This is a genomic window from Prochlorococcus sp. RS04, from assembly GCF_001989455.1.
Classification (GTDB): domain Bacteria; phylum Cyanobacteriota; class Cyanobacteriia; order PCC-6307; family Cyanobiaceae; genus Prochlorococcus_A.
On the sequence record NZ_CP018346.1, the window covers coordinates 1,154,624 to 1,180,490 of the forward strand.

General features: G+C 29.5%; 40 protein-coding genes and 1 tRNA gene. 18 read left to right on the forward strand and 23 right to left on the reverse strand.

Annotated features, from left to right (window positions below):
- The first annotated feature begins 86 nt into the window (after positions 1-86).
- The gene (locus BS621_RS09495) at positions 87-227 is read left to right on the forward strand and encodes a hypothetical protein (RefSeq protein ID WP_198025644.1); all 141 of its coding nucleotides are present in this window, start codon (positions 87-89) and stop codon (positions 225-227) included.
- A 131-nt stretch (positions 228-358) separates the two neighbouring features.
- Here the strand turns inward: BS621_RS09495 and BS621_RS09500 are convergent, their stop codons facing one another.
- Complete coding sequence (locus BS621_RS09500; protein WP_198025643.1) at positions 359-511, reverse strand: hypothetical protein; 153 nt, start codon at positions 509-511, stop codon at positions 359-361.
- 440 nt (positions 512-951) lie between these two features.
- On the opposite strand from BS621_RS09500, the gene BS621_RS09505 reads away from it, so the two are divergent.
- A complete protein-coding gene (locus BS621_RS09505; RefSeq protein ID WP_198025642.1) occupies positions 952-1,104 on the forward strand; it encodes a hypothetical protein in 153 nt (50 codons plus the stop codon).
- A gap of 3 nt (positions 1,105-1,107) precedes the next feature.
- Here the strand turns inward: BS621_RS09505 and BS621_RS06390 are convergent, their stop codons facing one another.
- The 3 genes from BS621_RS06390 to BS621_RS06395 all read right to left on the reverse strand — a co-directional run bounded on the left by BS621_RS06390 (position 1,108) and on the right by BS621_RS06395 (position 2,754).
- A complete protein-coding gene (locus tag BS621_RS06390) occupies positions 1,108-2,214 on the reverse strand; it encodes a fatty acid desaturase (protein ID WP_077142222.1) in 1,107 nt (368 codons plus the stop codon).
- 80 nt (positions 2,215-2,294) lie between these two features.
- Positions 2,295-2,450: a hypothetical protein gene (locus BS621_RS09510; protein ID WP_011863497.1), complete on the reverse strand. Its 156-nt coding sequence runs from the start codon at positions 2,448-2,450 to the stop codon at positions 2,295-2,297.
- An 85-nt stretch (positions 2,451-2,535) separates the two neighbouring features.
- Positions 2,536-2,754, reverse strand: a complete 219-nt coding sequence (locus BS621_RS06395; RefSeq protein ID WP_025956955.1) for a hypothetical protein — start codon at positions 2,752-2,754, stop codon at positions 2,536-2,538.
- 209 nt (positions 2,755-2,963) lie between these two features.
- Between BS621_RS06395 and BS621_RS06400 the strand changes: the two genes are divergently transcribed.
- Positions 2,964-3,287: a hypothetical protein gene (locus tag BS621_RS06400; RefSeq protein WP_025956954.1), complete on the forward strand. Its 324-nt coding sequence runs from the start codon at positions 2,964-2,966 to the stop codon at positions 3,285-3,287.
- Positions 3,288-3,290: 3 nt separating this feature from the next.
- Here the strand turns inward: BS621_RS06400 and BS621_RS06405 are convergent, their stop codons facing one another.
- The 3 genes from BS621_RS06405 to BS621_RS06410 form a co-directional block, all read right to left on the reverse strand.
- The gene (locus BS621_RS06405) at positions 3,291-3,626 is read right to left on the reverse strand and encodes a DUF805 domain-containing protein (RefSeq protein ID WP_077142223.1); all 336 of its coding nucleotides are present in this window, start codon (positions 3,624-3,626) and stop codon (positions 3,291-3,293) included.
- A 65-nt stretch (positions 3,627-3,691) separates the two neighbouring features.
- Positions 3,692-3,859, reverse strand: a complete 168-nt coding sequence (locus BS621_RS09515) for a hypothetical protein (protein WP_198025641.1) — start codon at positions 3,857-3,859, stop codon at positions 3,692-3,694.
- Between the two features lie 471 nt (positions 3,860-4,330).
- Positions 4,331-4,513 (reverse strand): hypothetical protein, encoded by a 183-nt coding sequence (locus BS621_RS06410; protein WP_025952046.1) that lies wholly within the window; start codon positions 4,511-4,513, stop codon positions 4,331-4,333.
- Between the two features lie 285 nt (positions 4,514-4,798).
- Here BS621_RS06410 and BS621_RS09710 point away from each other — a divergent pair, with 285 nt between their 5' ends.
- On the forward strand, positions 4,799-4,930 hold the full coding sequence (locus BS621_RS09710) for a hypothetical protein (RefSeq protein WP_257008698.1): 132 nt from the start codon (positions 4,799-4,801) through the stop codon (positions 4,928-4,930).
- A gap of 63 nt (positions 4,931-4,993) precedes the next feature.
- Here BS621_RS09710 and BS621_RS09520 read toward each other — a convergent pair whose 3' ends face one another.
- Together BS621_RS09520 and BS621_RS06420 are read right to left on the reverse strand one after the other, a co-directional pair.
- A complete protein-coding gene (locus tag BS621_RS09520; RefSeq protein WP_011863490.1) occupies positions 4,994-5,164 on the reverse strand; it encodes a hypothetical protein in 171 nt (56 codons plus the stop codon).
- 90 nt (positions 5,165-5,254) lie between these two features.
- Positions 5,255-5,530, reverse strand: coding sequence for a cupin domain-containing protein (locus BS621_RS06420; RefSeq protein ID WP_025923478.1), 276 nt, complete (start codon positions 5,528-5,530; stop codon positions 5,255-5,257).
- Between the two features lie 119 nt (positions 5,531-5,649).
- Between BS621_RS06420 and BS621_RS09715 the strand changes: the two genes are divergently transcribed.
- Positions 5,650-5,784 carry a hypothetical protein gene (locus BS621_RS09715; RefSeq protein WP_012008254.1) on the forward strand — a complete coding sequence of 45 codons (135 nt, stop codon included), beginning with the start codon at positions 5,650-5,652 and terminating at the stop codon, positions 5,782-5,784.
- 195 nt (positions 5,785-5,979) lie between these two features.
- On the opposite strand, the gene BS621_RS06425 is transcribed toward BS621_RS09715, so the two are convergent.
- Complete coding sequence (locus tag BS621_RS06425) at positions 5,980-6,852, reverse strand: EamA family transporter (RefSeq protein WP_077142224.1); 873 nt, start codon at positions 6,850-6,852, stop codon at positions 5,980-5,982.
- 138 nt (positions 6,853-6,990) lie between these two features.
- Positions 6,991-7,227 (reverse strand): hypothetical protein, encoded by a 237-nt coding sequence (locus tag BS621_RS06430; RefSeq protein ID WP_025954851.1) that lies wholly within the window; start codon positions 7,225-7,227, stop codon positions 6,991-6,993.
- 185 nt (positions 7,228-7,412) lie between these two features.
- Between BS621_RS06430 and BS621_RS06435 the strand changes: the two genes are divergently transcribed.
- The 6 genes from BS621_RS06435 (at position 7,413) to BS621_RS06455 (ending at position 11,657) form a co-directional block, all read left to right on the forward strand.
- Positions 7,413-8,657: an NAD(P)/FAD-dependent oxidoreductase gene (locus BS621_RS06435; RefSeq protein ID WP_025952042.1), complete on the forward strand. Its 1,245-nt coding sequence runs from the start codon at positions 7,413-7,415 to the stop codon at positions 8,655-8,657.
- Positions 8,658-8,776: 119 nt separating this feature from the next.
- Positions 8,777-9,526 carry a GAF domain-containing protein gene (locus BS621_RS06440; RefSeq protein ID WP_025922563.1) on the forward strand — a complete coding sequence of 250 codons (750 nt, stop codon included), beginning with the start codon at positions 8,777-8,779 and terminating at the stop codon, positions 9,524-9,526.
- A gap of 88 nt (positions 9,527-9,614) precedes the next feature.
- A complete protein-coding gene (locus BS621_RS06445; protein WP_025952041.1) occupies positions 9,615-10,100 on the forward strand; it encodes a DUF2214 family protein in 486 nt (161 codons plus the stop codon).
- Entirely contained in the window at positions 10,097-10,633 is a 537-nt protein-coding gene (locus tag BS621_RS06450) for a DUF1643 domain-containing protein (RefSeq protein ID WP_077142225.1), read from the forward strand. The genes BS621_RS06445 and BS621_RS06450 overlap by 4 nt, the downstream gene beginning before the upstream one ends.
- An 82-nt stretch (positions 10,634-10,715) precedes the next feature.
- Positions 10,716-10,844 carry a hypothetical protein gene (locus BS621_RS09720; protein ID WP_011863480.1) on the forward strand — a complete coding sequence of 43 codons (129 nt, stop codon included), beginning with the start codon at positions 10,716-10,718 and terminating at the stop codon, positions 10,842-10,844.
- Positions 10,845-10,925: 81 nt separating this feature from the next.
- On the forward strand, positions 10,926-11,657 hold the full coding sequence (locus BS621_RS06455) for a pirin family protein (RefSeq protein ID WP_077142226.1): 732 nt from the start codon (positions 10,926-10,928) through the stop codon (positions 11,655-11,657).
- Between the two features lie 14 nt (positions 11,658-11,671).
- Here BS621_RS06455 and BS621_RS06460 read toward each other — a convergent pair whose 3' ends face one another.
- Positions 11,672-11,986 carry an MATH domain-containing protein gene (locus BS621_RS06460; RefSeq protein WP_077142227.1) on the reverse strand — a complete coding sequence of 105 codons (315 nt, stop codon included), beginning with the start codon at positions 11,984-11,986 and terminating at the stop codon, positions 11,672-11,674.
- An 85-nt stretch (positions 11,987-12,071) separates the two neighbouring features.
- Positions 12,072-13,502 (reverse strand): UDP-N-acetylmuramoyl-L-alanine--D-glutamate ligase, encoded by a 1,431-nt coding sequence (gene murD, locus BS621_RS06465; RefSeq protein ID WP_077142681.1) that lies wholly within the window; start codon positions 13,500-13,502, stop codon positions 12,072-12,074.
- Between the two features lie 100 nt (positions 13,503-13,602).
- On the opposite strand from murD, the gene BS621_RS06470 reads away from it, so the two are divergent.
- Positions 13,603-13,869: a hypothetical protein gene (locus tag BS621_RS06470; RefSeq protein ID WP_025900824.1), complete on the forward strand. Its 267-nt coding sequence runs from the start codon at positions 13,603-13,605 to the stop codon at positions 13,867-13,869.
- On the opposite strand, the gene BS621_RS06475 is transcribed toward BS621_RS06470, so the two are convergent.
- Positions 13,864-14,793 carry an oxidoreductase gene (locus BS621_RS06475; protein ID WP_025923470.1) on the reverse strand — a complete coding sequence of 310 codons (930 nt, stop codon included), beginning with the start codon at positions 14,791-14,793 and terminating at the stop codon, positions 13,864-13,866. The two genes, BS621_RS06470 and BS621_RS06475, sit on opposite strands and share 6 nt — an antisense overlap.
- Before the next feature lie 107 nt (positions 14,794-14,900).
- On the reverse strand, positions 14,901-15,650 hold the full coding sequence (locus tag BS621_RS06480) for an NAD-dependent DNA ligase (RefSeq protein ID WP_077142228.1): 750 nt from the start codon (positions 15,648-15,650) through the stop codon (positions 14,901-14,903).
- 275 nt (positions 15,651-15,925) lie between these two features.
- On the opposite strand from BS621_RS06480, the gene BS621_RS06485 reads away from it, so the two are divergent.
- Entirely contained in the window at positions 15,926-17,074 is a 1,149-nt protein-coding gene (locus tag BS621_RS06485) for an FAD-binding domain-containing protein (protein WP_077142229.1), read from the forward strand.
- A 145-nt stretch (positions 17,075-17,219) separates the two neighbouring features.
- On the forward strand, positions 17,220-17,771 hold the full coding sequence (locus BS621_RS06490) for a DoxX family protein (RefSeq protein ID WP_077142230.1): 552 nt from the start codon (positions 17,220-17,222) through the stop codon (positions 17,769-17,771).
- Here the strand turns inward: BS621_RS06490 and BS621_RS09525 are convergent.
- From BS621_RS09525 to BS621_RS06515, 6 genes are all read right to left on the reverse strand, one after another.
- Positions 17,763-17,936, reverse strand: a complete 174-nt coding sequence (locus BS621_RS09525) for a hypothetical protein (RefSeq protein ID WP_198025640.1) — start codon at positions 17,934-17,936, stop codon at positions 17,763-17,765. The two genes, BS621_RS06490 and BS621_RS09525, sit on opposite strands and share 9 nt — an antisense overlap.
- A 74-nt stretch (positions 17,937-18,010) precedes the next feature.
- On the reverse strand, positions 18,011-18,562 hold the full coding sequence (locus tag BS621_RS06495; RefSeq protein WP_077142231.1) for a pyridoxamine 5'-phosphate oxidase family protein: 552 nt from the start codon (positions 18,560-18,562) through the stop codon (positions 18,011-18,013).
- A complete protein-coding gene (locus tag BS621_RS06500) occupies positions 18,555-19,172 on the reverse strand; it encodes a DUF1295 domain-containing protein (protein WP_077142232.1) in 618 nt (205 codons plus the stop codon). Before BS621_RS06500 ends, BS621_RS06495 begins: the two co-directional genes overlap by 8 nt.
- A gap of 67 nt (positions 19,173-19,239) precedes the next feature.
- Positions 19,240-19,311: transfer RNA gene (locus BS621_RS06505), tRNA-Val, on the reverse strand.
- A gap of 49 nt (positions 19,312-19,360) precedes the next feature.
- Positions 19,361-20,152, reverse strand: coding sequence for a photosystem II S4 domain protein (locus BS621_RS06510; protein WP_011863468.1), 792 nt, complete (start codon positions 20,150-20,152; stop codon positions 19,361-19,363).
- The gene (locus BS621_RS06515) at positions 20,153-20,719 is read right to left on the reverse strand and encodes a hypothetical protein (protein ID WP_032520207.1); all 567 of its coding nucleotides are present in this window, start codon (positions 20,717-20,719) and stop codon (positions 20,153-20,155) included.
- A 99-nt stretch (positions 20,720-20,818) separates the two neighbouring features.
- Between BS621_RS06515 and serA the strand changes: the two genes are divergently transcribed.
- The 4 genes from serA (at position 20,819) to BS621_RS06535 (ending at position 24,218) form a co-directional block, all read left to right on the forward strand.
- A complete protein-coding gene (gene serA, locus BS621_RS06520) occupies positions 20,819-22,405 on the forward strand; it encodes a phosphoglycerate dehydrogenase (protein ID WP_077142233.1) in 1,587 nt (528 codons plus the stop codon).
- 18 nt (positions 22,406-22,423) lie between these two features.
- Positions 22,424-23,335: a 50S ribosomal protein L11 methyltransferase gene (gene prmA / locus BS621_RS06525; protein ID WP_032520209.1), complete on the forward strand. Its 912-nt coding sequence runs from the start codon at positions 22,424-22,426 to the stop codon at positions 23,333-23,335.
- Positions 23,336-23,469: 134 nt separating this feature from the next.
- Positions 23,470-23,769 carry a ferredoxin gene (locus BS621_RS06530; protein WP_011376994.1) on the forward strand — a complete coding sequence of 100 codons (300 nt, stop codon included), beginning with the start codon at positions 23,470-23,472 and terminating at the stop codon, positions 23,767-23,769.
- A gap of 80 nt (positions 23,770-23,849) precedes the next feature.
- On the forward strand, positions 23,850-24,218 hold the full coding sequence (locus BS621_RS06535; RefSeq protein WP_077142234.1) for a hypothetical protein: 369 nt from the start codon (positions 23,850-23,852) through the stop codon (positions 24,216-24,218).
- 9 nt (positions 24,219-24,227) lie between these two features.
- Here BS621_RS06535 and BS621_RS06540 read toward each other — a convergent pair whose 3' ends face one another.
- Together BS621_RS06540 and rnz are read right to left on the reverse strand one after the other, a co-directional pair.
- On the reverse strand, positions 24,228-24,788 hold the full coding sequence (locus BS621_RS06540; RefSeq protein ID WP_011863463.1) for a pentapeptide repeat-containing protein: 561 nt from the start codon (positions 24,786-24,788) through the stop codon (positions 24,228-24,230).
- Between the two features lie 74 nt (positions 24,789-24,862).
- Complete coding sequence (rnz, locus tag BS621_RS06545) at positions 24,863-25,801, reverse strand: ribonuclease Z (RefSeq protein ID WP_011863462.1); 939 nt, start codon at positions 25,799-25,801, stop codon at positions 24,863-24,865.
- Positions 25,802-25,867 lie beyond the last annotated feature (66 nt).

The window sequence follows — 25,867 nt, forward strand, 5'->3', positions numbered from 1 at the left end:
AGTAAAAAAGAAAAAAAGGTTAAAAAAAGGCAATTTTTTCAAAATTCATCCTAACTATTTATTCATTATTTAAATAGTGATTAGTTATGGATCAAGAAAAAAATTGGATGCTTATGACTTATTATTGTCCAACTCATGGTAATTCAGGATTAGTAAAACCGATTCAACTAACAAAAAAAGAAATTAGTAAAACATTCTTTAAAAAAGGTAGGAGTTCTAAAAATTAATTTTTAGAATAAAACTATAGTTTTATGAAAATATTCTAAATCTTGATTGAAATCTGATTAATTAAAAACCTACAAAAATCTCATAAGCCGCTTTTTATCAGCAGTATTAGAAATATATTGAAAAACATATCTTAATTATTATCAGAATCGCATGTTAATTCACATTGGCTAAGGTCCTGAGATGATATCTTTTCTAAAATTCTTAACATATCAATTTCCGAAAGCTCTCCATTAGAGTTCCATTTTAAAGTTGTTTTCCTTTGAGGTGAATTTTTTTTATTCATTTTGCTCACCCCCTTTTAAATGCACTTCTAAACAACGAGTAATACATTCTTGATGACCATCCACAATACTGCATTCAGTAATACACTCAAAATATGAATTAATAGAATCTATTTCTGTGTTCTGGTTGGTAGAAACAAATGAATCATTCATAATATTGTTTAATTTATTTGGAATAGAGATATAGCACGAATTTATGTTGAATAATTTAATTTATTAAGTGAATTAGAAAAAATAAGTATTATTTACTAAAGCTATATTTCACCTAGTTTGTCTTTAAAAAGGTAGTATTTTTATTCTTTTAAAAGAAAAAGAGAAAAAAACACTTTTGATTATTTAATATTAATGTATATGGTAATTTTCTAAAAAAATCAGCATAAAGACTGATTTACTTTTCAGTAATTTAGTTAGAAGATAAAAAAGTACACTTTTAAATTTTCAAATGAAATCAGTAATTAATTGGCTTTCGAAAATGTTAGAGAGTATGGCAAATGCTTTTATGCATCCATTAAAGAATGACTTACCACCATCTATTGGTACCCATGCATATAGCAGTATTCCTCTAAAAAGAAAATTGAGAAGAAGGTTGAGTTAACTATTAGCTTATTGGAATTAATTTTTCATTTTTATTATCCCAAATAATATATTTGAAGCAGTTTGAAAAATCGCTTAGTTTTAAGAACTTTGATTTTTGAAGCAAATGAATGTTTGCTTTATGACAAGCTCTTAAGTTGTAATTTGGGATTCTCTCAGAGAGATGATGAATGCTGTGGAAGGATATGTCTGCTAAAAACCAATTTAGCCAATTAGGGATATCTAAATTGCTACTGCCTAAAATTGCTCCATCGATGAGATCCCAATTTTTTGTATTTTTAGCATATGCATTTTCATAGTTATGTTGTACGAAAAAAATACATATTAAAATTGCTGCTGATAAGGTTAATATCACGGAATAAAATGATAAGAAAAAAACTAATCCCAACCATTTGCACATAAAAATCCAACCTATTATTACTACTACGTTATTGATTATTAATTCAAATAGTTCACTGAAATTATCTCCATAATCAGAAAAAGGTGGTTTGACTCTTGAATTAATAGCTAGAAGTTGAGAAATTTCTCTGTTTTTTATTTTGATAAAAGTCTCTTCCAATATATCTTTAGTGAAATTAAAAATAATTATAACCAGTCCCAATCTAGGTTTTAAAACTAAGTAAAAAAACCCTCCAGGGAAAAGCATAATCCAGTTTCGACTTACTTTATAAAAAATTTGCTCTCTTTTTGTAAAGGAATTATAGTCTTCAAGACTTAAAACATCTATCGGTCCTTTGTAAATTTCCCAATTTCCATTATTTCTATGATGAAATGCATGATCAATTGACCACGACTTCTGGGGAATACCATTAACTAAGCCAAGTAAAAATCCAAAAAAGCGGTTTAATTTCCGTTTTGTAAAAAGAGAATTATGTCCGCAATCGTGCATTAATGAGAATGTTCGAGAAGAGAATAGAGTTAGTAGAACTATAAAAGGTACCAATAGAAATCCTTTAATAAATAATGAAAAAGGTTGAATTATTATTTGGTGGACGATTAACCAAATAGAAATTATTGGGAAAATGGTAGTAATAATTTGATAAAAAGCTCTTGTATTATTTCTTTGTAAAAATGGCTTTATTAAAAAATCACCTCTATTAACTTTATGCATATTTCGCTTATTTTTTTGATATTAACAATTTTTAAAAAATATTGATTGTTTAATAAACAATAAAATATTTAAAAATCATACTAAAGAATAAATTCTTTAGACATAGTTCTCAATTGATCTAGATTTAATCTTTCTAAGTAATTTTTAAAGTCACTAAGATTCTTAGTAGAGTCAGAATTTTTACTCTCGTAAAGAAGACTATTAGAAATTAACTCAATAAGATGATCTTTATCCATAATTCCTTATAGACCAAAATTCCCGTTTAAAAAATTAAGGTCTTGAATTCGAGATCATTAACTCATTTCTATTTAAAAGTAATATTTATAAATTTTTTAAATCTTGTTCTATTTTTTCTAATCTTTCATTTAATTCTTTTTGTTCCTTAATTAAGGATTTTTTCTTTTCTGCACGCTCTTTGTTTAAAGGAGAATTGAAATATTTTTGGTAAGAGACAAAAAAAACTGCTATTGCGACTGCAATGCCAAGAGCACCAATAATTAAAATTGGAGACGAAGGAAAATCGTAAAATGGAATTGACAATTTACTTTATTAAAAATAAATTCTAGCTATCTCATGAACAAAAAAATGAGTAATAAATACTTATTTTTTGCTAAGCTTTATGGGTAATTTGCTAGTTATCTTGTAAAAAATAAATAAGGTTTATCTTTATTTAAATTTTAAAAATAAGTAATTGTACAGCTGTCAAAGAATGAATAACTAATAATGATGAAAATAGTAAAAAATTTTTCATGAAGAAAATTATAAATAAAAAAAATAATAAAAATGAACCATGGTTTAAATGGTTAACTAGAGAACTTAATTCTTATGAAGCTTTTAAGGATTTCGAATCAGGAAAGAATCCACGACATGTTGCAGAGGATTTTATTTCTAGAAATAGTATTGCTATTTCTGAAGTTTTCGAAGATTTTGATGAAGAAGATAAAGATACACTAGATCAGTTTCTTAAATTAACAGAATGCGAGATGCATGTGTTTAGAATTCTTGAAAAACAAATAGGGTTAAGAAACAAGGTAAGATTTGTAGATTTTAAAAATAAAAAAATGAAGAGTTAATTTCTATATAAGTTTATTGTTCCCATTACCTTTCTTACCAAATCCTAGCCAGATGAACCACAAGATCCATCCGAAGATAGGTATTAAATTAATAAAGATCCATTTCCAATCTTTTCCAAAATCTCTGATTCTTCTTACATCAATAGCTATTTGAGGAATTATACAAACTATTCCATAAGCATTGAATCCAAAAGTTTTTAGAAATATTGGGATAGTTAGGATAGAAATTATAAGATTTGCTAATTGAACTAACCACCAGTCTGATCGAGATGTATATCCTTTGAAATCTGTAGCTTTAATCCAAAACTCTTTATATGCGTTTAAAAAGTCATTAAACATAAATTAAAAATTCAAAGAATCTAACATTATCAATTTAATCTTCAATTTATCAAAATATTATTTATTTACTTAATAGGATCAAATAAATTCATATCATTTGAATCTTGTTTTGTGATCTCATCTTGATTTGGTAATGAACAGAATCCGTCTTTGCAAATCATCTTTTCTTTTGCAATACTTGAAGTCTCAGAGAATATATTTTTGTTATTGTTATTTGAAGATTCTTTAAGCATTTATATAAAAAATTAAATCCAATATTAAATTAATAACTCAATTTATTTTTATAAGCAACAAAATTAATATTAATTATTTATTTTTTTTGATTTGGCAAGTCTCTCCAAAATAGCGCCATTATATAAATGAATAAAGATATAGAACAAATATAAAGTAAAGAATTAAGATGCATTTTTATTTTTAAAGTAATTAGTAGAAGAGCTCCGTCACAATAAAAAACAAATATGAATTTGTAATTGTTTAACTTGGTAATCTTTCAAATTCTAGTATTTATTTAAGTTTTTTACGATTTATCCTTATTTATATCTATTAAAGCTTTTCTACCTTCTTTAAGGGTTCTCAAGACAAGCCAAGACAGAGAAGAAACTATAAGAATCGTAAGTGTAATTAGGGAAATATAAGTTATATCAATATTGTTAATCAATTTACTGAAATTTTTTCAGAGATTATAATTTAAAATCTAAAAAGTTTCAAACGTCTGATTTAGAGTAAGCAGGTATTAACATTCCACCATCTTGATCGTCATTATTGTCATCATCAAACCCACCCCCCAGAAGTAATTCAATAATTACAAGTACAGCTACTGGGTAAAGGCACCACATTATTGCAGCAAAAGGACTTACTGAGGAAGAAGCTGAGTAAAATTCTGTCATGAACTGATATTAATCTAAAGAAACAACAATTGTGGATCTTCTGGGGAGTGTTTTATTCAATATTTCTATAAATATTTTTTAAAAACTTTTCTCTTTAGCACAAGTAGATCTTTGTTATATATTGATATTTTTATTCTTAAAATCAATTTGAATAATAATTTTTTTTGAACCTACCAAGAAACTAATAATGACATAATGAATCGCGTGATTGTTATTTTTTATACTTAACAATAATTGTACAATTTTGATTCAAAAACTATTATTTATCTTGATTTTATAAATTCTATGTTTTCTTTCACTTTTGATCCTTTGGCTGCGATATTTGGTATATCAGGAATTGTAGGCTTCTTTTTTTTCGTTTCTGCTGCTAAGGGAACTTCCAGTATCAATACAAAACCAAAAAAGGAATTAGATTAGATCTTATTGTCCAAGAAAACTAAATTGAAATTTTAAATTTAGTATTTAAAGGCTTTTTAATTATTACTTATTCCATTGTTTAGAAATAAATTCAAGAAAATCTTTTAGATCCTCTTCGGGACAATTTGTTTGTTTTTGTAAATCAATGCAAATTTGCTTAATATTTTCAAAAGCCTTTTTTACTATTTCGTTTTTTTCAATAACCTCAAAATATTCTTGATCAGTAAAAGGCATAATATTAGTTTCCTTCTTGAAATTATTTATTAATCATATTTTATCTACATTGACTTAACAGTAAAGAAGAAAAAATCATTTTTTTTAAATTTAGCTACCCAATCGATAATGTTTTTTAATACTTTTGGTTACTTCCCATTCGCAGTTAAGTCCAGCAGGAAACTCAACTAGATCTCCAGCTTTAATCACGTAAATGTCACCGTTTTGGGTACTTATTTTCGCTTGACCTTCAATAATTAAGCAAATTTCCTTATCGTCGTAATTCCATTGAAATTTGCTTGGCTCACATTCCCAAATAGGCCAACTTTTTATTCCATACTGAATTATAACGCTTGCACTACAGGGGGAAGTTATTAGAACTTTCACGAAATAGTTCGGATGTGTTTTTTCATTTTACAAATAAAAGAAATATTTATTTTCGAGAATGTGTATTTCTTTACTGTCTTTTATTTTTTTTCGTCTATCATAAAAAAAATTTCTAATTTATGGATGAGCTTTCTGTATTGTCAATTTCGCTATCTATAGCTTCTTTAGGAATATTTTTTTTATTTTTCGCTTCAAATGATGATGATGATCAAGATGGAGGTAAGTTGATTAAATCATTAGAAAGAATTAATTAATTTCAAGTAAATAAAACATTTAATAGAGATTTATAACCTATGAAGCCTGCATAAATGCAGCTTAAAAAAATAACATAAACTTCAAATGTTCCGAGTCTTTTTTTCTTTAATGTTTTCATTTTTTGAGTGTTTATAGGCTAATTTTATTTAATTTGATTTTTATTAACATGAGTATTTTTTACATTAACTAAGAGATTAAAGAATTATTAATGTCAAGCCAAAAAATAAAAAACAAGTAAAAAATATTATTTTTTTGGTAATTTCTCTTTCCTCAGTCTTAGCAAAAAATAAGGAAATTACTGGAGATATGCTTAATAAAGCCCATCCTACTCCTATAGGAAGGGTTTTAAACACAACTTGTTGTAGAAATATTCCTATATTTGTTCCAAGAAGTATTGAAATAAAAAATCTTTTTTGTTGTTTTTTGTCTTTGGTTTTTAAGAAAAAATTAATCTTAAATCCTTTTAGACTAATTAAAAAAATTATTGCACCTAATAATCTTATTTCAGTTGTAAGGAAAGGAGATAAATTGCTTTGAAGGAAAACCATCCTTGATAAAAGACCTCCAAGAACAGCACATAAAACTGATAAAAAAGGAAAAGCAAAAATCTTAAGGTTATTTTTTTTTGAGGAAGAGGAGTTTTCCTCTTTAAAATCGTTACCTTTTCTGAGAATTATGAATAGCGAAATCGTTACTATAATTATTCCAAACCATGATTTAGTTGTTAAATTTTCATTAATAAAAAATTCCCCTGATAAAGCTGCGATTAAAGGAGAAAGAGTTTCTATAGATAAAGTTTTTCTTGTGCCAATTGTTTTTAGTGAATTTAAATAGAAAGTATCACCTAAACCAATACCTATTATTCCACTAATTAGTAGGATAAATATGTTTTTTAATTCAGTTGTAGAACTTAGAGTGGTAAAAGCAGGTATAAAAATTAAAAAAGCTATTATATTTTTTATTAAATTAATATCTATTGATTTATATTTTTGAGTTTGTGAGCGCCAAATAAAACATGCATATGTCCAAGATGTAGCAGCTCCAAAAGCAGAAAGGATTCCAATCAAAACGAATAATTTTTAAAAATTTTATTTTATAAATTGACTAAATGCTAAAAAGAATACATAAATAAGAATCAAAATCCCTGGAAAGTACTGAATTAGTGATTTGAAATTATTTTTTTTCATGTTTCTAAAATAGTTTATTTAAACAGTTTTTTTATTAGTAGGGTACAAACTCTCTAACTTCTTTCTTCTTTGAACTTTCGCATTAATTCTTTCTTCTTTTTCTTTTTTCTTGATCTCATCATTTATCTTATTTTGTCTATATCCAAACCAAAGTAAAACCCAAATAACAGAAGTTATTAAAAGAAGAGCAGTATATTGACCAGTCATAGGAAAACTGGCCTCAGAATATTTAACGTAAGAAAATAACAGACTCATTTAATTAACTTAAAGCATAAAAATAACGACTGTGTTGATTTTTCTAGAAATTTAAAAATTAGCGAATCGTAGCTATTTATTATGTAGTTTTAAAGTTTTATATTTATTTTTTTATGGTTTTTTGACTAATTTTTCTTTATAACTACTTGCTATTATCAGATTGAGGCATATTAAATAATAAGTTTGTGGAACCTTTTGATTTAGCAGTTGTTGGAGGCGGTGCAGCCGGTTTTATGACAGCAATAACTGCTGCTGAAAATGGAGTAAAAAGAATAATAATTCTTGAAGGAACTTCAAAACTTATGGAGAAAGTAAGGATTAGTGGAGGGGGAAGATGTAATGTCACTAATGCAACATGGATACCGAATGAACTAATTGAGAATTATCCCAGAGGTGGAATTCAGCTCTTGGAATCATTTAATCGTTTTGCTGCTGGAGATGTATACGATTGGTTTGAGAAAAAAGGTTTAAAATTAAAAATTGAGGAAGATCTAAGAGTATTTCCAGTGTCTAATTCTTCTTCAGATGTTATTGATTGTTTGAGAAAAAGTGCTTTATCAAAAAACGTAGAGATACTAACAAAATTTTTTGTAAAAGAAATTGCAAAAACTCCAGATAATATATTCAATATTTTTAGTCTTAAAAAAGCAAAGGTAACTGCAAAAAATATTATTCTTTCAACTGGAGGTAATCCAAGCGGATATAAATTAGCTCAAAATCTTGGACACACCATTGTTAAACCTGTACCATCGCTTTTTACTTTTTCCACAAAAGAACCAAATTTGGATGAATGTAGTGGGGTATCGATAAGGGGCATAGATATAGAAATTAATTTAAATAATAAGAATTTTCGAAATAGAGGCGATTTACTAATAACGCATTGGGGGTTTAGTGGGCCAGCTGTATTAAAACTTTCATCAATTGCAGCAAGGGAACTTTATAGTCAAAAATATAAATTTAATTTAATCATTAAATGGTCTTCTTTCAGTTATGAGGAGTTAAAAGAAAAAATTAATTATTTAAGATTAAATAAAGGCAAGGTGAATCTTATTAATAGTAGACCTGTTCCACTATTAACAAAAAGATTATGGATTTTTTTATTAAAGAAAATAGGTATTGATGAAGAGAAAAAGTGGGCTGATTTACTGGCGGATGAAAGAGAGAAAATGATAAATACCTTAATGAGGGATAAATATAAAATTTCGGGTAAAGGTCCATTTGGAGAGGAATTTGTTACTTCCGGAGGCGTAAAAATTAATGAGGTTAATTTTAAAAGTATGGAGAGCTTAATTTGTCCAGGGTTATTTTTTTCTGGAGAAGTTTTGGATGTTGATGGGATCACTGGTGGATTTAATTTTCAACATTGTTGGACAAGTGGATGGATCGCTGGGATGGCAGTCTCAAAGTTAAATCAATCAATAATAAATTAATAAGTAATAAATCAGTAAGTAACAATTCAATAAGTTTATCTTTTTTTTATTAAGTATTAGAAGGAAAAAGTTTTTTGAAGAAACTTTAATTTTAAAGTTTAAATTATTGGTGAAGATTAATGCAGAATCTTGTATCAAAAAAAGAAGAAGAGGAAAGAAGATTAAAAGCTTTAGCAGAATATAGGATTTTGGGAACTAAGCCAGAATCATGTTATGACGATATTACAAAGATTGCTGCTACAACCTGTAATGTGCCTATTTCTTTAATGACATTGGTAGACAAAGACAAACAATGGTTTAAATCCAAAATAGGACTTCAAATATCAGAAACTAGAAGAGATTGGTCTTTTTGTACCCATGCAATAAAAGAAAATAGTCCATTAATTATTCATGATGCTTTCCAAGATGAAAGGTTTATAAATAATCCATTGGTAACAGGAGACCCCAAGATTCGTTTTTATGCAGGTTTTCCCCTTAGAAATAGTGATGGTAATAAACTTGGAACTCTTTGCGTAATAGACAGAAAGCCTGGAAATCTAACTACACAACAATTCAATATTATGGAATTATTATCCAAGCAAATAGTTTCATTTTTAGAGCTTAGAAAAAAGTCATTGAACTTGCTAGATGCTTTGTCTAACTTGCACAAACAGGAAGGTATTTTATCTGTCTGTTCATATTGCAGAGAAGTGAAAAATAAGGAGGGTGATTGGATGCATTTAGAAAAATATCTTTCGAAAATTAGTGATATTAGATTCAGTCATGGGGTTTGTGATAATTGTATGGAAAAACATTTCCCAGATGTAATCGAAGTATGGAATAAAAAGGATTTCTTTGAAGATGGTCAAAAAAGGTTTTTAGAGTCCTAGATTCAATACCTGACTTTTTATTTTTTAATTTATTTTCTAAACAAATTCTTTATTTGGTGGTTAGGATTGTATAAATTTTGACTAGAAAATGTTATTAGGAACTTTATTGACAGGTGAAATTGCGAAAAGTGCATTGGTAGCATATGTTCATTATTTAGGAATAATATTGTGTTTTGGTTCTCTTTTGTTTGAAAGACTGACTCTCAAAGTAGGTCTTAATAGAAATCAGACGATCTCAATGATAATTGCAGATGTGGTTTATGGTTTAGCAGGAGTTGCGATATTAGTTACTGGGATTTTGCGTGTTAAGTATTTTGGTCAAGGAGGTGATTTCTATACAGGCAATCCTGTGTTTTGGATAAAGGTTTCTCTTTATATTCTTGTGGGATTACTTTCTTTATACCCAACAACAACCTATATCTTATGGGCCATTCCATTAAGTAAGAATAAATTACCTGAAATATCTGAAAATCTAGTCAAGAGGTTCAGACTAATCATTACTACTGAATTAGTGGGCTTCGCAACAATACCTTTGTTTGCCACTCTCATGGCTAGAGGTGTAGGTTTAGGTTGAATAATTTATTTCTAGAAAGAGATTGTTTAATAAGTGCAAACAAACTATACAGATGGAGTTTAAGTTATAAGATTTCTAAATTAAAAAAAGAGATTATCTTTATTGGTTTAAATCCCTCATTATCGGATAGAGTTTTCTTGGACAACACAACAAAAAAGATAATCAAAATTTCGAAAAACAATAATTACGGCAAAGTAAAATTAATAAATCTATTTGCTCTGATTTCAAGCAAACCAGAAAAGCTTTTTAAACATAAAAACCCTGTGGGCTATCTAAACAATAATCATATTTATAAAAACTTAAAACACTGGTCTGAAAGTGAAAATTGTGATTTATGGTTAGGTTGGGGTAACAAAGGTAAATTTCTAAATAGAAATAAAAAAATATCAAAAAAAATAATGCAATATAACTCAATTAGGAAAAATAATTTTAATAATTCTCTTGGACCGCTTTTAATAAAGAAAACAATCAAAGATAATCCAATACACCCTCTATACTGTTCTGATAATTCCATCCTTGAATCTTATTTTTAGGTAGTAAGGCTCAAATGCAAACCAGTATTTTTAGCTATTCCATTAAATATGTGTTAATTTCTATTTGTTGAGTTAACCTAATATGAAAATTTCAAAGCAATTAAATAAACTAAAAAACTTGAATGTTGAGGCAGAAAAATGTTCTACAAGAGAAGAAGCAAAAAAAATAATTAATAAAGCAAATAAAGCACAAAGTAAAATCAACAAATAAATAAAAAGTAATTTCACTTAATTTATAATTTTCAAAAATATTTAATTTACACAAATACACCATATTTATTTCTTAGTATTTATGTCTTTGAAAATAATTAAAATAAGGAAATCGCACGAAAGATTTAGATCGACTAGAGAATGGCTTAATTCGATGCATTCATTTTCTTTCGCAGAGCATAGAGATCCAAAATGGGATAATTTTGGGAAAATTAGAGTTATTAACGAAGATATTATTTCTCCTAATGCAGGATTTAATACACATTCTCATGCAAATATGGAAATAATTACTGTCGTAACAAAAGGAGCCATAACTCATAGAGACTCTTTAAATAATCTTGGAAAAATTCACAAAGATGAAATACAAGTTATGTCTGCAGGTACTGGAATATCGCATAGCGAGAAGAATGAAGAAAATGAGAACTGTAAGTTGTTCCAGATTTGGATATACCCTCAAAAAGAAAATATCAAACCTCGATATGATCAAATTTCATTAAATGAAAAGTTGTGGGATAATCTTATATTTAATTACAAAGACGGTAAAAATAATAAGCTTTTTCTAAATCAGAGTATCTCTTTATGGCGTTGTAAATATAAACCAATTAAAGAAAAAAAATTGCCATTAAAAATCGATAAATATAATTGGATACAAATAATAGAAGGTAATCTTTTATTAAAAAGTAAAGACTCTAATTCAAATATATTTCTCGAATCTGGAGATGGTTTGGGTTTTGAAGTTAATTACTATGATGATGTCTCTATAGATACTGAAAAAGACTTAGATTTTCTTTTGTTTTCGATGCCTTCCTTATAATTTATTTGTTATTTTTAACCATCAACTCCTTTATTAAATGCATTCAAGGCTTGCAAAGCCATATTAAGGTGAACTTCCATAGCACCAAGTGCAATTAAAGAATTTGGTGATTTATCTTTTAGTAAATTCTCTTTTCTTTTTGATAACTCATTAACTACCTTCTTAGTTGAAGCTTCCCAATTGTTTATTAACTCTTCAAATTCTCTTTTTTCGGGGCTTTCTATTTCTGCTAATTCATCAGAAAAATGAGCATCCTTTTGTGCCTTAAGCATCAAGTAACTTAATTTTTTATGACTTATTGCTTGAGGTAAATTGTTAGATTCACTCATTGCTAGTAGTTAATTTATAGTCAAAATCTAACTAATTAAGTGAATATTTGCTAGAGGGTAAACGGTTGTGATGACCGACCTGAAATTACGAAATGATACTTGAACAAAAAATGGATTTATTAACCTTTAATTTTTCACTTATTAGTTTCTTAAAATAATCTCCACGCTCTTCATAATTTTTAAATTGATCAAAACTAGAGCATGAAGGTGAGAATAATAATGTTTCAACCCTATTATTTTGTAAATAATGAAAAACAAAATTTAAAAGCTCTTTCAGTTCTGAAAATTCAAAAATATTTTTTTTAAATCCTTCATTAATAAGCGCCATTTTTAGGACTTTTGAGCTTTCTCCAAAAAGGAAAACACATTTAACTTTTTTCTTTAAAACTTTTATCCACTCACTATATTCATTGCCTTTTAATCTACCCCCAGCAATAATTATTATTTGACCTTCAATTGAACTTATTCCTGCAATAGATGAATCAAAATTTGTAGCTTTACTATCATTAATTATTTCCAGATCATTATTTTTATAAATTGTTTCCATCCTATGGGGTAATTGTTTGTAATTAGATAAAGAATCTTTAATCTTCTTTCCAGATAATCCAACTTTTCTTGCTGCTGCAATTACCAATAAAAGATTTTGAAGATTATGCTTTCCTTTTAACGCAAAATGTTCAAGTTTGAATAGTCTCTTGCCTCTCTCAACAATAAATGCTTGATCATCTATCCAATAATCGCATTGAATAAAACTAGATTTATCGAAACTAGTTGTTATCCAAACACCTCTTGATAGCGCACTGTAGTGATTTCTTAAGTTTTTATCGTCATAATTATAAATTCTAAAATCAGATTTTTCTAGCAAGCTTTTTTTTATGTTGAAATAGTTTTCAAGTGTTTTATGCCTTTCAAGATGATCTTCTGTGAAGGTTGTCCATATTCCAATATTAGGTTTTACTTCTGGAGATATTTCTATTTGATAACTGCTTAATTCAGCTACAACCCAATCAATTTTTTCATGTTTTTTGGAGTGAGCATACTTACATAAAGGTGTACCAATATTTCCAGCAAAAGGCGCATATAATCCAGTATCACAGAGTATATGGCTTAATAGATGAGTAACAGTAGTCTTGCCATTAGTGCCAGTAATACCTATCCAATTTGTGTCTTTTAAAATTTCCCATGCAACATTAATTTCTCCAATTACTTTAATTCCCTTTTTTTTTAATTCAATAATAGTTATATGGTCATAAGGTATTGATGGACTAACAACAACAGATTCGATCTCTTTCAAAAAAGGTTGAATTTCTTCAAATACAAATTCTTTATTTAGAGAAACTATGATATTAAGCTCTTCTAATGCTGTTTTTCTTTCTAAGAATTCTATCCCATCTTTACTTTCCCAGACAATTACTCTCTTATTTATGCTTCTCAAATACTTGGCAGCCCAAAATCCAGATTTACCTAATCCAATTACAAGATTAATATTTCTTTTACTTGAATGATTATCTATCATTAAATTTATAATTGCATTTATATTAATTGTGTTTAAAGGGTAATTCAATCATGAGATCTTTCTTCAGTATTTATAGTATTCGCCCAAGAAAAGTTAATTAATGGAAGATAATACTGCAAAATATTGGTTCTCTTGGTTTTATGAAAAGTGGGAGAAAAATGCTCCAGGTGAATTAATTGAACAGGGTTTAACTCCGTCTCAGATTGCTGAGCGCTTTGTTAATGAAAACCATGATAGTTTTATTCAATTGTCAAAAAAAATTGATGAAAAAAATTATGATGCTTTAACTGAATTTATGAAACTCTCAGAGAGTGAATTACATATCTTGAAGTATTTTCTAAAGTTAGTAAAAATGAAAAATTTATAAGAAGTTATTAAGTATTTCGAGGCTTTTTTCCCATAAATTTTTTCTTTCTTTTTTATTCATAGCGAAAGGAGAAGTAGGGGATAGTTTTGGATGACCTCTGAAATTAAATCTAGGACCATAATGATCACCGCCTCTTGCGTCTGGTGAAGTAGCTGCAAAAAGCTGAGGTAAAGCACCCATCTCAGCAGTTTGAAAAATAGGACTAAATAATTCCAATGAGAATGTTTCTAATGGTCCAGGGTTAGGTTTTTGAGCAGTAAAGAGATTTGTTTTTGCAATTCCTGGGTGAGCAGCTAAAGAAAGTATATTTTTGTGCTTTAAGTTCTCATTTAGTTCCAAAGCAAACATTACATTTGCCAATTTGCTATTGGAGTAAGATTCCCATTTGTTGTAATAGTTCTCGGCTTTCAGATTTTTCCAACCGACTTTGCCAAAAAATTGTGCTCCTGAAGTCACCGTCACTATTCTAGATTCTTCTTTTTTTTCAATAATTGGAAGTAGCTTTAGAGTCAAAAGCATATGAGCTAGATGATTAACTGCAAATTGTATTTCATATCCTTGGGCACTAAGAGTTTTAGGCGGATGCATAATGCCTGCATTATTGATTAGTAAATCCAAATTTTCAAAATTATCAAAAATTTTGGACTGAACTTCAACAATATTTTTTAAATCTGACAAATCTAATTCTAAAGGTGTAAATAATCCTTCAGGGTTAAGACCTTTAAGTTTTTTGATAGTTTGATTAGCTTTTTCAAGTGATCTACAAGCTATAACAACATGAGCATTTTTTTCTGCTAAAGCCTTTGCAGTGTAGTACCCAAGACCACTATTCGCACCAGTAATTAGCGCTGTTTTGCCTGTAAGGTTTGGAATATTAGATGTTTCCCAGTTAGAGATTTTAGGTCTTGAAATAGTGGCAGTCATTAGTAATCCTGCAAATTGCTTTGGAATTTAACCAAAATTTAATTACTTTTCTACTGTAAATACTGGAAGTCACTATCGTGAGCTCTTATTGAAGGTACTATTTAATATTATTTTTCAATTGCATATTGCCATTCGTTATTTTGAGATAAACTTTTCTCCCTAAGTAACTGTAATTTCCTACTATTTATTTTTACAACTATCCCATTAGTTGGATATTTCGCAAATATTTTTTTCTCTAACCAATTTTTTTTATATATTTGGATTTCGCTTGTATGATTTGTGAAGTAACTGTCAGGGGTGCTGAAGCCACATTTTTTAAGATAGTTAAGGGTTTCGTATTGATTAAGTCTTCCATTAAGTATTTGGAAACAGCAAAAGCGGAGACTTTCTCCAATCCCTTTCTTATCATTGAGGTATTTTCTTGTAATTCTTTGGGAAATGCCGGCAACTTGGTTTGTAGCATATAGTTCACCTCTAATTTGAAAATCTCGTTTGATAGGAATATAATCGGGGACGTTTTTAATTTGTTTAATTTTGCTTGAGACATCAAATCCTTTTTTTGTAATAGCTTTATTAAACTTGCCATCTAGATATCTAATTGCAATAGCACAGCCATCAATTTTTGGTTGAATGCTTAATCTTGTTTTCGTTAACAAACTTTCCAAAAATTCTTTATAGTTTTCTTTGGCTAATTTTGGCAAAAGTTTATTATTTTTTTGATTAAAATAGTTAGGCTCTTGATCAACAGGAATAAAGAGCTTTTCAAGTTGCTTAAATGCATCATCGGAAATTATGCCTTCACCTATCCTGTATTGTTCATCTAGATACTTAACATCTCTCACTAATAAATTATTCATAATAATTTTGACAAATATTTAAAAATCTTTTAGAAAAAATCATTTAAATAAAGATTTGAAATTAAAATTAGATCTAAAAAGTAATTGACCACTAAATATCCTCCTACGCAGAGAGCGATTTAAGAGTATAAAATGTACTTATAAGACGTTTAAATTAAATACTTTAATCAAACATATTTACTCAAAATTGAAATAGAAAATTTTAAGGATTAATTTAAAGCCAAATTTTTGAAATTCCCATCAATACAAAAAAAATTTTTTAAAGTTATGAGAAAATGTCATTTTTATTAAAAGCTCAAAATACCTGGGAAAATTTTGCGAAATACAAAATCAATGATTATGCAAAATTAAGAAATTTTGATTTTGGGCCAAATAACGAAAGTTCAGTTTCAAAATTATCGCCTTTCATTACTCATAGAATATTGTCGGAATATGAGCTGATTCATGATATTAAAAGTAAGTACAAAATCAAAAATTCAACTAAATTTGTTGAAGAAATATTTTGGAGAGTTTACTGGAAAGGGTGGATGGAAAATAGACCTAAAGTTTGGAGAAATTTTATTTCAGAAAACAATCTCGATTTTGATTATGAGTTATATGAAAGTGCAATTAATGGCAATACAGAATTAGATTATTTTAATTCTTGGGTACACGAATTAAAGCAGTACAACTATTTGCATAATCATACAAGAATGTGGTTTGCGAGTACTTGGATATTTAATTTAGGCCTCCCATGGCAATTAGGAGCAAAGTTTTTCTTTAAATATCTTTTTGATGGAGATGCTTCATCTAATCTCCTTAGCTGGAGATGGGTCGGAGGATTGCAAACGAAGGGAAAACAATATCTTTTTTCATCATCAAACCTCAGAAAGTTTTCAAATAATAGATTTAAAGTAGAAAAAATAAGTAATCAACAAATTTTTCTTGAAGAATCTAATCAAATACCATTTGAAGATGAGATTTATAAAAATGATATGGATCCTAAATCAGATAATCTGATTATGTTTGAAAATGATCTACACCTTGCAACCCTTAAAAATTTACTTCCAAGCTATAAAAAAGTATTTATTATCCTTTTAAAAAATGAACAAAGACAAATTAAATTGTCTGAATCTGTATTGAAATTTAAACAAGATTTGGTCTCTGAATTTTTAGAGCAATTTGATAATGTTGAACAGATTGATCCTTATTCTTTGGAAAATAATTTTAAAAATACTAACGAAATAGACATTATTTATCCTGGAGTGGGAGAAAACTATGATTTCATAACTGAGTTTAAAAATTTACACCATAAAAAAATTTTTAATCTTGTGAGGGATGAAGATTTATTTGCTTGGAAATTTGCTAAAAGAGGGTTTTTTAAATTTAAAGAAAATATTCCAAAAATAAATCAGAGAATATTAGAAAATTTTTCAAAAAAATAATTTTTAACTTAGTTGAATTCCTAATCAGAAAAAAATAACCTCTTTGGTAAGTAAGTATAAATACTTATTTAGGTGCGACTTTTGCTCTTTAATCCACGATGGATACTGTGACTAGTTATTTTTACTTAAGGATAAATTTTTAATAGTGCTTTCAACAATTCTTACCAAGTCGTTCAGCAAAGATACTGCTTTATTAGTTCTTAGAGTTATAACTGGAACTGTTCTTATACATCACGGTTATGAGAAATTAGCAAACATAGAAAATTTCGCTGATGCTTTTGTAAGACCATTACATCTCCCATTCCCAATATTTTTATCATACATAGCGGCATTCTCAGAAATAGGAGGTAGTTGGTTATTAATTATCGGCTTAGCAACAAGATTCGGAGCTTTGGCAATTGTTGGAACAATTTCTGTTGCTATATATCATGCACTTGTTACTTCAGGTTTTAATATTTTCTTACTAGAGCTTTTACTTTTATATTTTGCTTCAGCAACTTCAATTGCATTAACAGGTCCCGGTAATTTTTCCTTAGATGAAGTCATTATCAGAATTTTGAAATCTGAAGATGAGGAAGAAATTATACCTTCAACAAAAGCAAAACCTTCCAAGCAAATTGAAGTTAAAGAAGAAACAAACAAAGGTGGTTTATTTCAATTTCTGCAAGCGAACATACTCTCAGATACTTCAAGCTAATTTTTTAGGATAAAGACTATTTATTAGTTCTAACCTTTTTCTATAACTGTTTCTCTTCTCAAGTTTTATCTTAATCGTTGCTTCACAAAGACTTATAAAAAGCCCTATAGCAGTTACCCAAGATAGAAAAATGAAAGGGTTTTCAGGAATTTCTGAGAAATTCATATAAATATTACTTCTTTTTTTAAACTGACTGATCACTATATGTATTTCAACCTAAATATACAATTTAGAAATATTTAAGGATTAATTTCAACTTTTTCCCATTTTTTAACCTTTTCCCAAAGATATCGTTTATGAACAGGCTGTTCTAATTTAAGAAGATCTACTGAATATATTTCAAAATTAAGAACCACAAAATTTTCTGACTTCGGTAGATTGGATAATCTTTTATGAGTAGATTGGACTTTTGGGTTTATTTTCTCTCCAGGAGACCCCCAAAACCAAGAAGATTTTGATTTTTCTGATAATGAATCCCAATAATTTTTGTTATCACTTAATTCACGTATTTTTCCTTTAAATCTATATTGTGATTTGGTTTTCAAAAAGAACCATAATATTTCTGCATTAGGGTTGGATTTTAAATGCCCAATTTTTTCACTTCTTCTATCTGTGAAAATTATCATTGAACTATCTTTATGCCATCCTCTGAAAACAACTGTTCTTAATCTTGGCTCATTTTCTTCGCTGACTGTTGCAAGCTGTATCCATTTATTAGAGGGTGATTTGCCCTCTTTGTTTCTAGAAGATTTTAAATCTTGCCTCCAACTGGGTAAGTTGTTATCAGGCATTTAATTTAGGCAATATTAGACCACTTTTCTTTTTGTATTCTTCGAATGAATCATATTTTGAGAGCGATTTATCTTTTTTTATCATTCTTGGTAGAAAAACTATAGAGAAAAATATTGCAAGAATTACTAATGGAACGAAACTCATTGAGAGGATGGCGAATGATAGATAAATTAGTATTTCTCCTAAATAATTTGTATTTCTTATATTTTCGAAAAATCCTTCTTTAATTAGATCTTTTTTTAATTTAAGAGAAAAATATTTTTGGGCATCACTAGCAAAGTGTAGAAACACACCAATTATATTTATAGATACAGAAGCAGCTATTACAATATTTGGAACAGATTTCTCAGTTGAGATAAGAATATAGGGAGCTACCCAGTAACTACCAAGGAAAATAAAACCAGTAACTGAAGTTAAAAAATTGATTTTTTCTTTAAAATAAGGATCTGGGAATATCTTTTCTTTTAAAAGCCAAAGTAATCCATAAGTACCATGCAGAGCTAAATAAACGTAGGGAGCGATCGTAAAATTATCAAAAAAAATCATAAGACCTATCACTACAAATGCAGTGAGACCCTTATGGAGATTAATTATTTGATTAAGTTTCATCTTTTTGAATAATCTAAAAAATGAAATTATTTTCTGTGGATCTAACCTAAGTCGTCAAAAGTTTTAATGGGCGATACTGGATTCGAACCAGTGGCCACTACCGTGTCGAGGTAGTGCTCTACCACTGAGCTAATCGCCCAAATTGAAGAAATTTTTATTCCCCTTATAAGAAAATAGCAGGTTGCGTTTCATTTTCTAAGTAATTTAACTTTCCATCGTTCTCTTTTGGTTATTTCTAAATTTAAAATTTCAATAAATCCTTTATTTTCAAGTTCTAGTTTGTCGCCAATTTTTAGATTAATTGTTGGTTTATTAACTTTGCTTCCATTTAATCTGAGCATTCCATTTTCTATCCTTTCAATGATTTTGGTTCGTGATACCCTAAAGCCCGCTGAAGCTATAGCATCTAATCTTGTTGAGGCTTCTACTGTATTGACAAGTTTTTTTGATCTTCCAGAAGGTATTTGTAATTCATCTATACCTACTACATTAATTTTTACTTTTACGTCTCTTAAATAAAAAATCTTTTCATCTAGATGCTCAATATCTAAATTATCAATTATCCCTTGTGCTCCCCTATCGCCAATAGTCCATATATCCCCAACTTTTAATTGATTAACCCCATTTTTAATTAAGAGGGATCTAAAATCGTCTTGAGTAGCATTATCAAATAAAAAATTCCCATTAATTTTTATTCCTTGAGCTGGAAAATTACTTTTTAGCGCATCCTCCTCAGGAATATTATCCCCTCTAAAGCAAGCTATCCTAGATCTTTGAGAAGAGGAGAATCCTCCATAAATAAAAAATTTGAAATCATTTAAATTTTCAAAATCTTTTAAAATCTCTTCGCAAACATAGGTTGAATTAAACCCAGTCCAATAAGTTTCCCAGTGTTTGTAAGCTAAGTTAGCAATATTTATTAATTCCTCAGTTTCTTTTTTGTAGTTTGAATTTATTAAGATTTCTTTTAAGTCAATCATTTAGCCTTCTAAAAAAATTATATCTTTTGCTTCTGATTGTTTTATCAAAGCCCAAGGTAATTCAGTTCCAATTTGATTTTCAAGTAGAACAAGCCATTTACCCTCTTTATTAAAATTAATGATTGATCTTAACTCTTTATTTCTATTAATGTTGATACTTGCAGAAGAGACAATGCTTCCTAAATATCCTGAACCCATTCCTAATACTCCTCCAATGAGAGATTCCCCGATGTTATTTAAACCAAGAAAGCTGAAGGTAGATAAATTTGTCATATTAGAAAAAGCTATTCCTGCTATAAACCCAAACGGCATTAGCCATCTGCTCATATCTTTTTGCCTGATCTTCCTATCAAGTTTAGGATTTAAGATTCTTATATCTTCAAAATTTTGAGATTTGAATAAGATATTTGCTTTCGCATTTAGCAATTCTGTTTCGTCTGATGATATTTTCTCACTTATTGGTGGGATCAAAATAGCTTCAGAGAGCATTACTGATTTTTCGTTGAAAACATCAAATAGCTGGATACATTTATTAATGTCTTCAAATATCACAATACTTTTAGTCAAATTTCAATCCTCAAATGTTTGTGTGTTATTCAAATTAATAAAATAAGATACATACACTATAGATTAAGTTAAAGTAAAAGATTAAAGAACCAATCTTAAATGACAAAAGTTCTCATTACAGATCCAATTGATCAAAAAGGAATCGATATTCTTTCACAAGTTGCTCAGGTTGATCAGAAGATAGGGATCTCAGACTCTGAGTTAGCTTCCATTATTGAAGATTATGATGCCTTAATGATTCGCTCTGGTACTCAAGTGACCGAAGAAATTATTAACTCTTCAAGTAAACTGAGAATCATTGGGAGAGCAGGAGTTGGAGTCGATAATGTAGATGTTAAGGCTGCTACGCAAAAAGGAGTCCTTGTTGTTAATTCTCCAGGGGGTAACACAATAGCAGCGGCTGAACATACTATAGCTATGATGTTGGCCTTATCTAGGCATATTCCAATTGCTAATAGTAGTACTTTGTTAGGTAAATGGGAGAGAAAGAAATTCGTTGGGAATGAGCTTTATAAGAAAAAATTAGGTGTAGTAGGTTTAGGGAAAATTGGTGCTCATGTAGCAAAAGTTGCTAATGCATTAGGGATGGAAGTTTGCGGATATGATCCATTTGTTTCAACTGAAAGAGCTCAACAAATCCAAGTTAAACTATCTGATCTAGAAGATTTATTCCAACAATCCGATTATGTAACTTTGCATTTACCTCGCACACCAGAGACAGAGAATTTAGTCAATATGGATGTGCTTAAAAATATGAAAAGTAGCGCAAAATTAATTAATTGTGCTCGAGGAGGCTTGATTGATGAAGAGGCATTAGCACAAGCTTTAAATCAATCATTGATTGCAGGTGCTGCAATAGATGTCTTTTCTAAAGAACCTTTGGAATCTAATTCACCACTTTTGAAGGTTGAAAAGAATCTTATTCTTACCCCCCACTTAGGAGCATCTACTCGGGAAGCACAAGAAAATGTAGCTGTTGATGTTGCGGAACAAATAAGGGATGTCTTGCTTGGTTTATCTGCTAGAACTGCAGTAAATATTCCAGGTTTGAGCCCTGATATTATGGATAGTCTGAAACCTCATTTGCAGTTAGCTGAAACCATGGGTCTGCTTATAAGCCAGCTTTCAGGTGGACAGATACAGAAACTAGAAGTAAAGCTTCAAGGTGAATTTGTTCAACATCCTTCTCAGCCATTAATAATAGCTAGTCTAAAAGGCCTTCTAAGTAAAGCTTTGGGAGATAGGATTAATTATGTGAATGCTTCGCTAGAAGCAGATTCAAGAGGTATTTCAGTAGTCGAGAATAAAGATGAGGCAAGACCTGAATTTGCTAGTGGTTCGCTTCAGTTAACCACTTATGGAGATAACGGCGACCATAGCGTAGCGGGAAGCATTTTTGCTGATGGGGAATTAAGAATTATTAGTATTGATCAATACCCAGTTAATGTATCACCAAGCAGATATATGTTGGTTACTAGGCACAGGGATATGCCTGGTATTATTGGCAAGCTGGGGTCTTTATTAGGTAGCAATAATGTAAATATTGCCTCAATGCAAGTTGGGCGCAAAATTGTAAGAGGGGAAGCTGTTATGGTTCTAAGTATTGATGATCCAATACCTAATAAGTTGCTTGATACCATTATTGAAGTGGATGGGATAACCAACGCTAATCCAGTTACTCTATGAAGTGGCTTTAACTAGTTAATGGAAACTAAAGATTGGTATAAACTAACTTTTCTGATAGAAAGTGATTCTGAAGAAATTATTATTTGGAAATTAAATGAGCTGGGAATATTTAGTTTTTCATTTGAATATTTAATTAAAAATGAAAATAAAAAAGAAGTTAATATATGGCTTCCAATTGATGATTGGGATGAGAGTTCTAGAAGTAGTTTTGAAAAAATAATTATCAAACTTTTAAACATTAATCCCCCTAAGAATAAATTTTTTGAATGGAGTATTATCAAAGAGGAGGATTGGTTAACAAGTTGGAAGAAATATTGGGCTCCTGAATTAGTAGGAAATCATTTTTTAATATTGCCTTGTTGGATAAATCTAAATAAAAAATTTAAAGATAAACAAATCATAAAAATTGATCCCGGAGCAGCTTTTGGTACAGGAAGTCACCCTTCAACTTATCTTTGCTTGGAAAAAATGGAGAATATTTTATTTTCTGATAAAAAGGTATTAGATATTGGGAGCGGTAGCGGGATTTTGAGTGTCGCCGCAAGATTACTTGGTGCTAAAGAGGTTTGTGCCGTGGATAATGATTATTTAGCTATAAATTCAACAAAATCTAATTTCCAACTAAATTTCGGTAATTTAAACAAATTAAATACATATTTGGGATCTTTTAATGAGGTAATTTTAAAAAATCAACTCGAACAATTTGATTTTGTTTTATGCAATATTCTTGCTGAAGTAATAAAAGGAATGATTCCAAATATCTATAAGTGCTTGAGAAACAATGGGGAAGTCATTTTCAGTGGAATTCTGAATTCACAAAAGGATGAAATTATAAAAATATTAATTCAGCATGACTTGAAATTATTGGATGTATCAACTAGAAAAGATTGGGCATGCATTTCTGCGCAAAAAGCCAGCAATTCAACCTAAGTATAAGTTTTTCTTATAGATACTCTTTCATACATTTTATTGTGTCATTTTTTACTTCAAAATCTCACATATCGACCTAATCGATGTTAAAAATGTATTTGATAGGTATTAATTACCAACAATTTTTTATTTAAATGGCTTCTTACAAAGTTACTCTCATCAGCGAAGGTGAAGGTCTCAATTCAACTATTGAAGTACCTGATGACCAATACATCCTCGATGCGGCTGAAGAACAAGGTATCGACCTTCCTTATTCCTGCAGAGCTGGTGCATGTTCAACATGTGCTGGAAAAGTTACTTCAGGTAGTGTTGATCAGTCTGATCAAAGTTTCTTGGATGACGACCAACTAGAAGCTGGTTTTGTTCTTACTTGTGTTGCTTATCCAACATCTGACGTAACAATTACAACTCATGCTGAGGAAGAATTGTACTAATTATAAAAATTTAACTTTTCTAAGTTGATTATTGATAATTTCTCTGCCACCCTCTATGAAGGTGGCTTTTTTTTTTGTGAATGGATAAATTTGAATTTTTCAAGACTGGCAGTGTTCAATCAAGTTATGGTGGTCAGTACAGTTATAAGGTAATTGGCCCATGTTGCAGACTTTATGATAGGGAAGAGTTACCATGGCCCTGCTCTAGGCTTGCTTGGAGAAGTAAGGAGCCTAGTTGGAGGAGAATAGGGTCTAGGTTCGTTGCTGATATGTCTTCAAGAAAATGTCCATCTTACTCAGTTCAGATTTTGGAGCCTGGATCAAAACCTGTTGAGACAGTAATAACTCTTTTTTCAAAGAAATTTTCTTCTGATATACAAGAATGGTGGTATAGCAAAAAACCAGGCTCAAAAGAACCTGGTAATATCTTCCCTTCTGAAATTGGTTAGCTTTAAATATTATGCTTTTGGCTTTGGTGGCATGTAACCTTTTAAGCCAGTGCATTCAAGACTATCAATTGTATTAACTCCAGTTTGTGAGTTAGTTCCACTAGCTCTTTCACATAATGATTTTCTCTGAGAAAGATCAAGATTCGCATCTGTAAAGTCTGCCCCATCAATAATTGCCCCATCAAAAACACTTTTCATTAGCTCGCCATTGGTAAGATTTGCATCTGTAAAATCGGCATTATCAAAGCGTGTTGCATATGCAATAAGGTCCGTCATATTGGCTCCTTTAAAACTAGAGTTTTTTGCAGTCGTCACACTCATATATGCACCTTGAAGATTAGCTTCTCCTAAATCTTGATTAGATAAATCATATTTAACATATTCAGTATTATGAAGGTCAGCACCGTGAAGATCATCTTTTAGAACGTCAACTGATGAAGGATCACTAGGATAGAGTGCATTTGCAGATATTGGATTAATAAGTAACCCAATAATTAATGGAAGAAAAATAAATAGTCTTTTACAAGACTTATGTAGTGATGAAAAAATAGAGACCATTTCGATCGACATCAAATAGAAAAACCTAAGACTATTATTTCATGGGTTGGTCATTTACAACGCTCCTGCTAACGAACTGTTGCAGTTTATTTTATTTCTGCCGTTAGAAAATCTTTGGCAAGGTAAGTATTTGGAAAAACTTTTTGAGCCTCTTTAAGCAAATCGCTTGGAGTAATTGCGTTTTTATTAGTATATCTTGGACTTAAATGAGTAATAATTAATTTTTTTGTGTTAGATAATAATGCTGTTTTGGCAGCCATTATTGTTGTGGAATGTAATTTTTCGTATGCCATACTTTCATCCTCCACTGAAAAAGTCGATTCATGTACGAGTAAATCAGCATTTTTTGATAGTGAAACAGCTGATTCGCTAAACACTGTATCTGTGCAATAAACAAAACTTTCACCTTTTCTAGGAGGTCCACAGAATTCTTTCCCATCGAATGTCCTACCATCCGCTAATACGACTTTTTTACCTTGTTGCAGTTCTGAATAAATTGGTCCAGGTGCTATTTTTAGAGACTCTGCTTTTTTGATATCAAATATACCTGGTTTATCTTTTTCACTCACCCTATAACCATAAGCAGGTATTTTATGTTTAAGGCAGGCACAATTTACTTTTATTTTGTTGTTTTCAAATAGGATTTTATTTTCTGATGCAAAATTTTCAACTTCCACAAAATTTAATGGAAAAGACAATTTGCAAAAACTACTTTTAAGTGATGAATTTATAAAACTTCGCAACCCTGAGGGACCGTAAATTTGAATACCCTCACTATTTCCTGATAAACCTAAGGTAGCTAAAAGTCCAGGCAAACCATAAATATGATCGCCATGCATATGAGTAATAAATATTTTCTTGATTTGCGAAGATTTAATATTGCTTTTCATTATTTGATGTTGCGTTCCTTCTCCGCAATCAAAAAGCCAAACTTCTGATGACTGTGATAATTTAAGTGCTAGGGAAGAAACATTTCTCGTTAAGGATGGGACACCTGAGCTTGTTCCTAAGAAGGTGATATTCACTTATTTATGATATTTTTATTGTTATATCTGGATTAAATTTAGACTTTTAGTCAAACTTAGGCAAAT

Coding starts and splice junctions, on each gene's coding strand:
- BS621_RS09495 (WP_198025644.1), top strand. CDS start 87: ATGGATCAAGAAAAAAATTGGATGCTTATGACTTATTATTGTCCAACT.
- BS621_RS09500 (WP_198025643.1), bottom strand. CDS start 511: ATGAATAAAAAAAATTCACCTCAAAGGAAAACAACTTTAAAATGGAAC.
- BS621_RS09505 (WP_198025642.1), top strand. CDS start 952: ATGAAATCAGTAATTAATTGGCTTTCGAAAATGTTAGAGAGTATGGCA.
- BS621_RS06390 (WP_077142222.1), bottom strand. CDS start 2,214: ATGCATAAAGTTAATAGAGGTGATTTTTTAATAAAGCCATTTTTACAA.
- BS621_RS09510 (WP_011863497.1), bottom strand. CDS start 2,450: ATGGATAAAGATCATCTTATTGAGTTAATTTCTAATAGTCTTCTTTAC.
- BS621_RS06400 (WP_025956954.1), top strand. CDS start 2,964: ATGAAGAAAATTATAAATAAAAAAAATAATAAAAATGAACCATGGTTT.
- BS621_RS06405 (WP_077142223.1), bottom strand. CDS start 3,626: ATGTTTAATGACTTTTTAAACGCATATAAAGAGTTTTGGATTAAAGCT.
- BS621_RS09515 (WP_198025641.1), bottom strand. CDS start 3,859: ATGCTTAAAGAATCTTCAAATAACAATAACAAAAATATATTCTCTGAG.
- BS621_RS06410 (WP_025952046.1), bottom strand. CDS start 4,513: ATGACAGAATTTTACTCAGCTTCTTCCTCAGTAAGTCCTTTTGCTGCA.
- BS621_RS09710 (WP_257008698.1), top strand. CDS start 4,799: ATGTTTTCTTTCACTTTTGATCCTTTGGCTGCGATATTTGGTATATCA.
- BS621_RS09520 (WP_011863490.1), bottom strand. CDS start 5,164: ATGCCTTTTACTGATCAAGAATATTTTGAGGTTATTGAAAAAAACGAA.
- BS621_RS09715 (WP_012008254.1), top strand. CDS start 5,650: ATGGATGAGCTTTCTGTATTGTCAATTTCGCTATCTATAGCTTCTTTA.
- BS621_RS06430 (WP_025954851.1), bottom strand. CDS start 7,227: ATGAGTCTGTTATTTTCTTACGTTAAATATTCTGAGGCCAGTTTTCCT.
- BS621_RS06440 (WP_025922563.1), top strand. CDS start 8,777: ATGCAGAATCTTGTATCAAAAAAAGAAGAAGAGGAAAGAAGATTAAAA.
- BS621_RS06445 (WP_025952041.1), top strand. CDS start 9,615: ATGTTATTAGGAACTTTATTGACAGGTGAAATTGCGAAAAGTGCATTG.
- BS621_RS09720 (WP_011863480.1), top strand. CDS start 10,716: ATGAAAATTTCAAAGCAATTAAATAAACTAAAAAACTTGAATGTTGAG.
- BS621_RS06455 (WP_077142226.1), top strand. CDS start 10,926: ATGTCTTTGAAAATAATTAAAATAAGGAAATCGCACGAAAGATTTAGA.
- BS621_RS06460 (WP_077142227.1), bottom strand. CDS start 11,986: ATGAGTGAATCTAACAATTTACCTCAAGCAATAAGTCATAAAAAATTA.
- murD (WP_077142681.1), bottom strand. CDS start 13,502: ATGATAGATAATCATTCAAGTAAAAGAAATATTAATCTTGTAATTGGA.
- BS621_RS06470 (WP_025900824.1), top strand. CDS start 13,603: ATGGAAGATAATACTGCAAAATATTGGTTCTCTTGGTTTTATGAAAAG.
- BS621_RS06475 (WP_025923470.1), bottom strand. CDS start 14,793: ATGACTGCCACTATTTCAAGACCTAAAATCTCTAACTGGGAAACATCT.
- BS621_RS06480 (WP_077142228.1), bottom strand. CDS start 15,650: ATGAATAATTTATTAGTGAGAGATGTTAAGTATCTAGATGAACAATAC.
- BS621_RS06485 (WP_077142229.1), top strand. CDS start 15,926: ATGTCATTTTTATTAAAAGCTCAAAATACCTGGGAAAATTTTGCGAAA.
- BS621_RS09525 (WP_198025640.1), bottom strand. CDS start 17,936: ATGAATTTCTCAGAAATTCCTGAAAACCCTTTCATTTTTCTATCTTGG.
- BS621_RS06495 (WP_077142231.1), bottom strand. CDS start 18,562: ATGCCTGATAACAACTTACCCAGTTGGAGGCAAGATTTAAAATCTTCT.
- BS621_RS06500 (WP_077142232.1), bottom strand. CDS start 19,172: ATGAAACTTAATCAAATAATTAATCTCCATAAGGGTCTCACTGCATTT.
- BS621_RS06510 (WP_011863468.1), bottom strand. CDS start 20,152: ATGATTGACTTAAAAGAAATCTTAATAAATTCAAACTACAAAAAAGAA.
- serA (WP_077142233.1), top strand. CDS start 20,819: ATGACAAAAGTTCTCATTACAGATCCAATTGATCAAAAAGGAATCGAT.
- prmA (WP_032520209.1), top strand. CDS start 22,424: ATGGAAACTAAAGATTGGTATAAACTAACTTTTCTGATAGAAAGTGAT.
- BS621_RS06530 (WP_011376994.1), top strand. CDS start 23,470: ATGGCTTCTTACAAAGTTACTCTCATCAGCGAAGGTGAAGGTCTCAAT.
- BS621_RS06535 (WP_077142234.1), top strand. CDS start 23,850: ATGGATAAATTTGAATTTTTCAAGACTGGCAGTGTTCAATCAAGTTAT.
- BS621_RS06540 (WP_011863463.1), bottom strand. CDS start 24,788: ATGTCGATCGAAATGGTCTCTATTTTTTCATCACTACATAAGTCTTGT.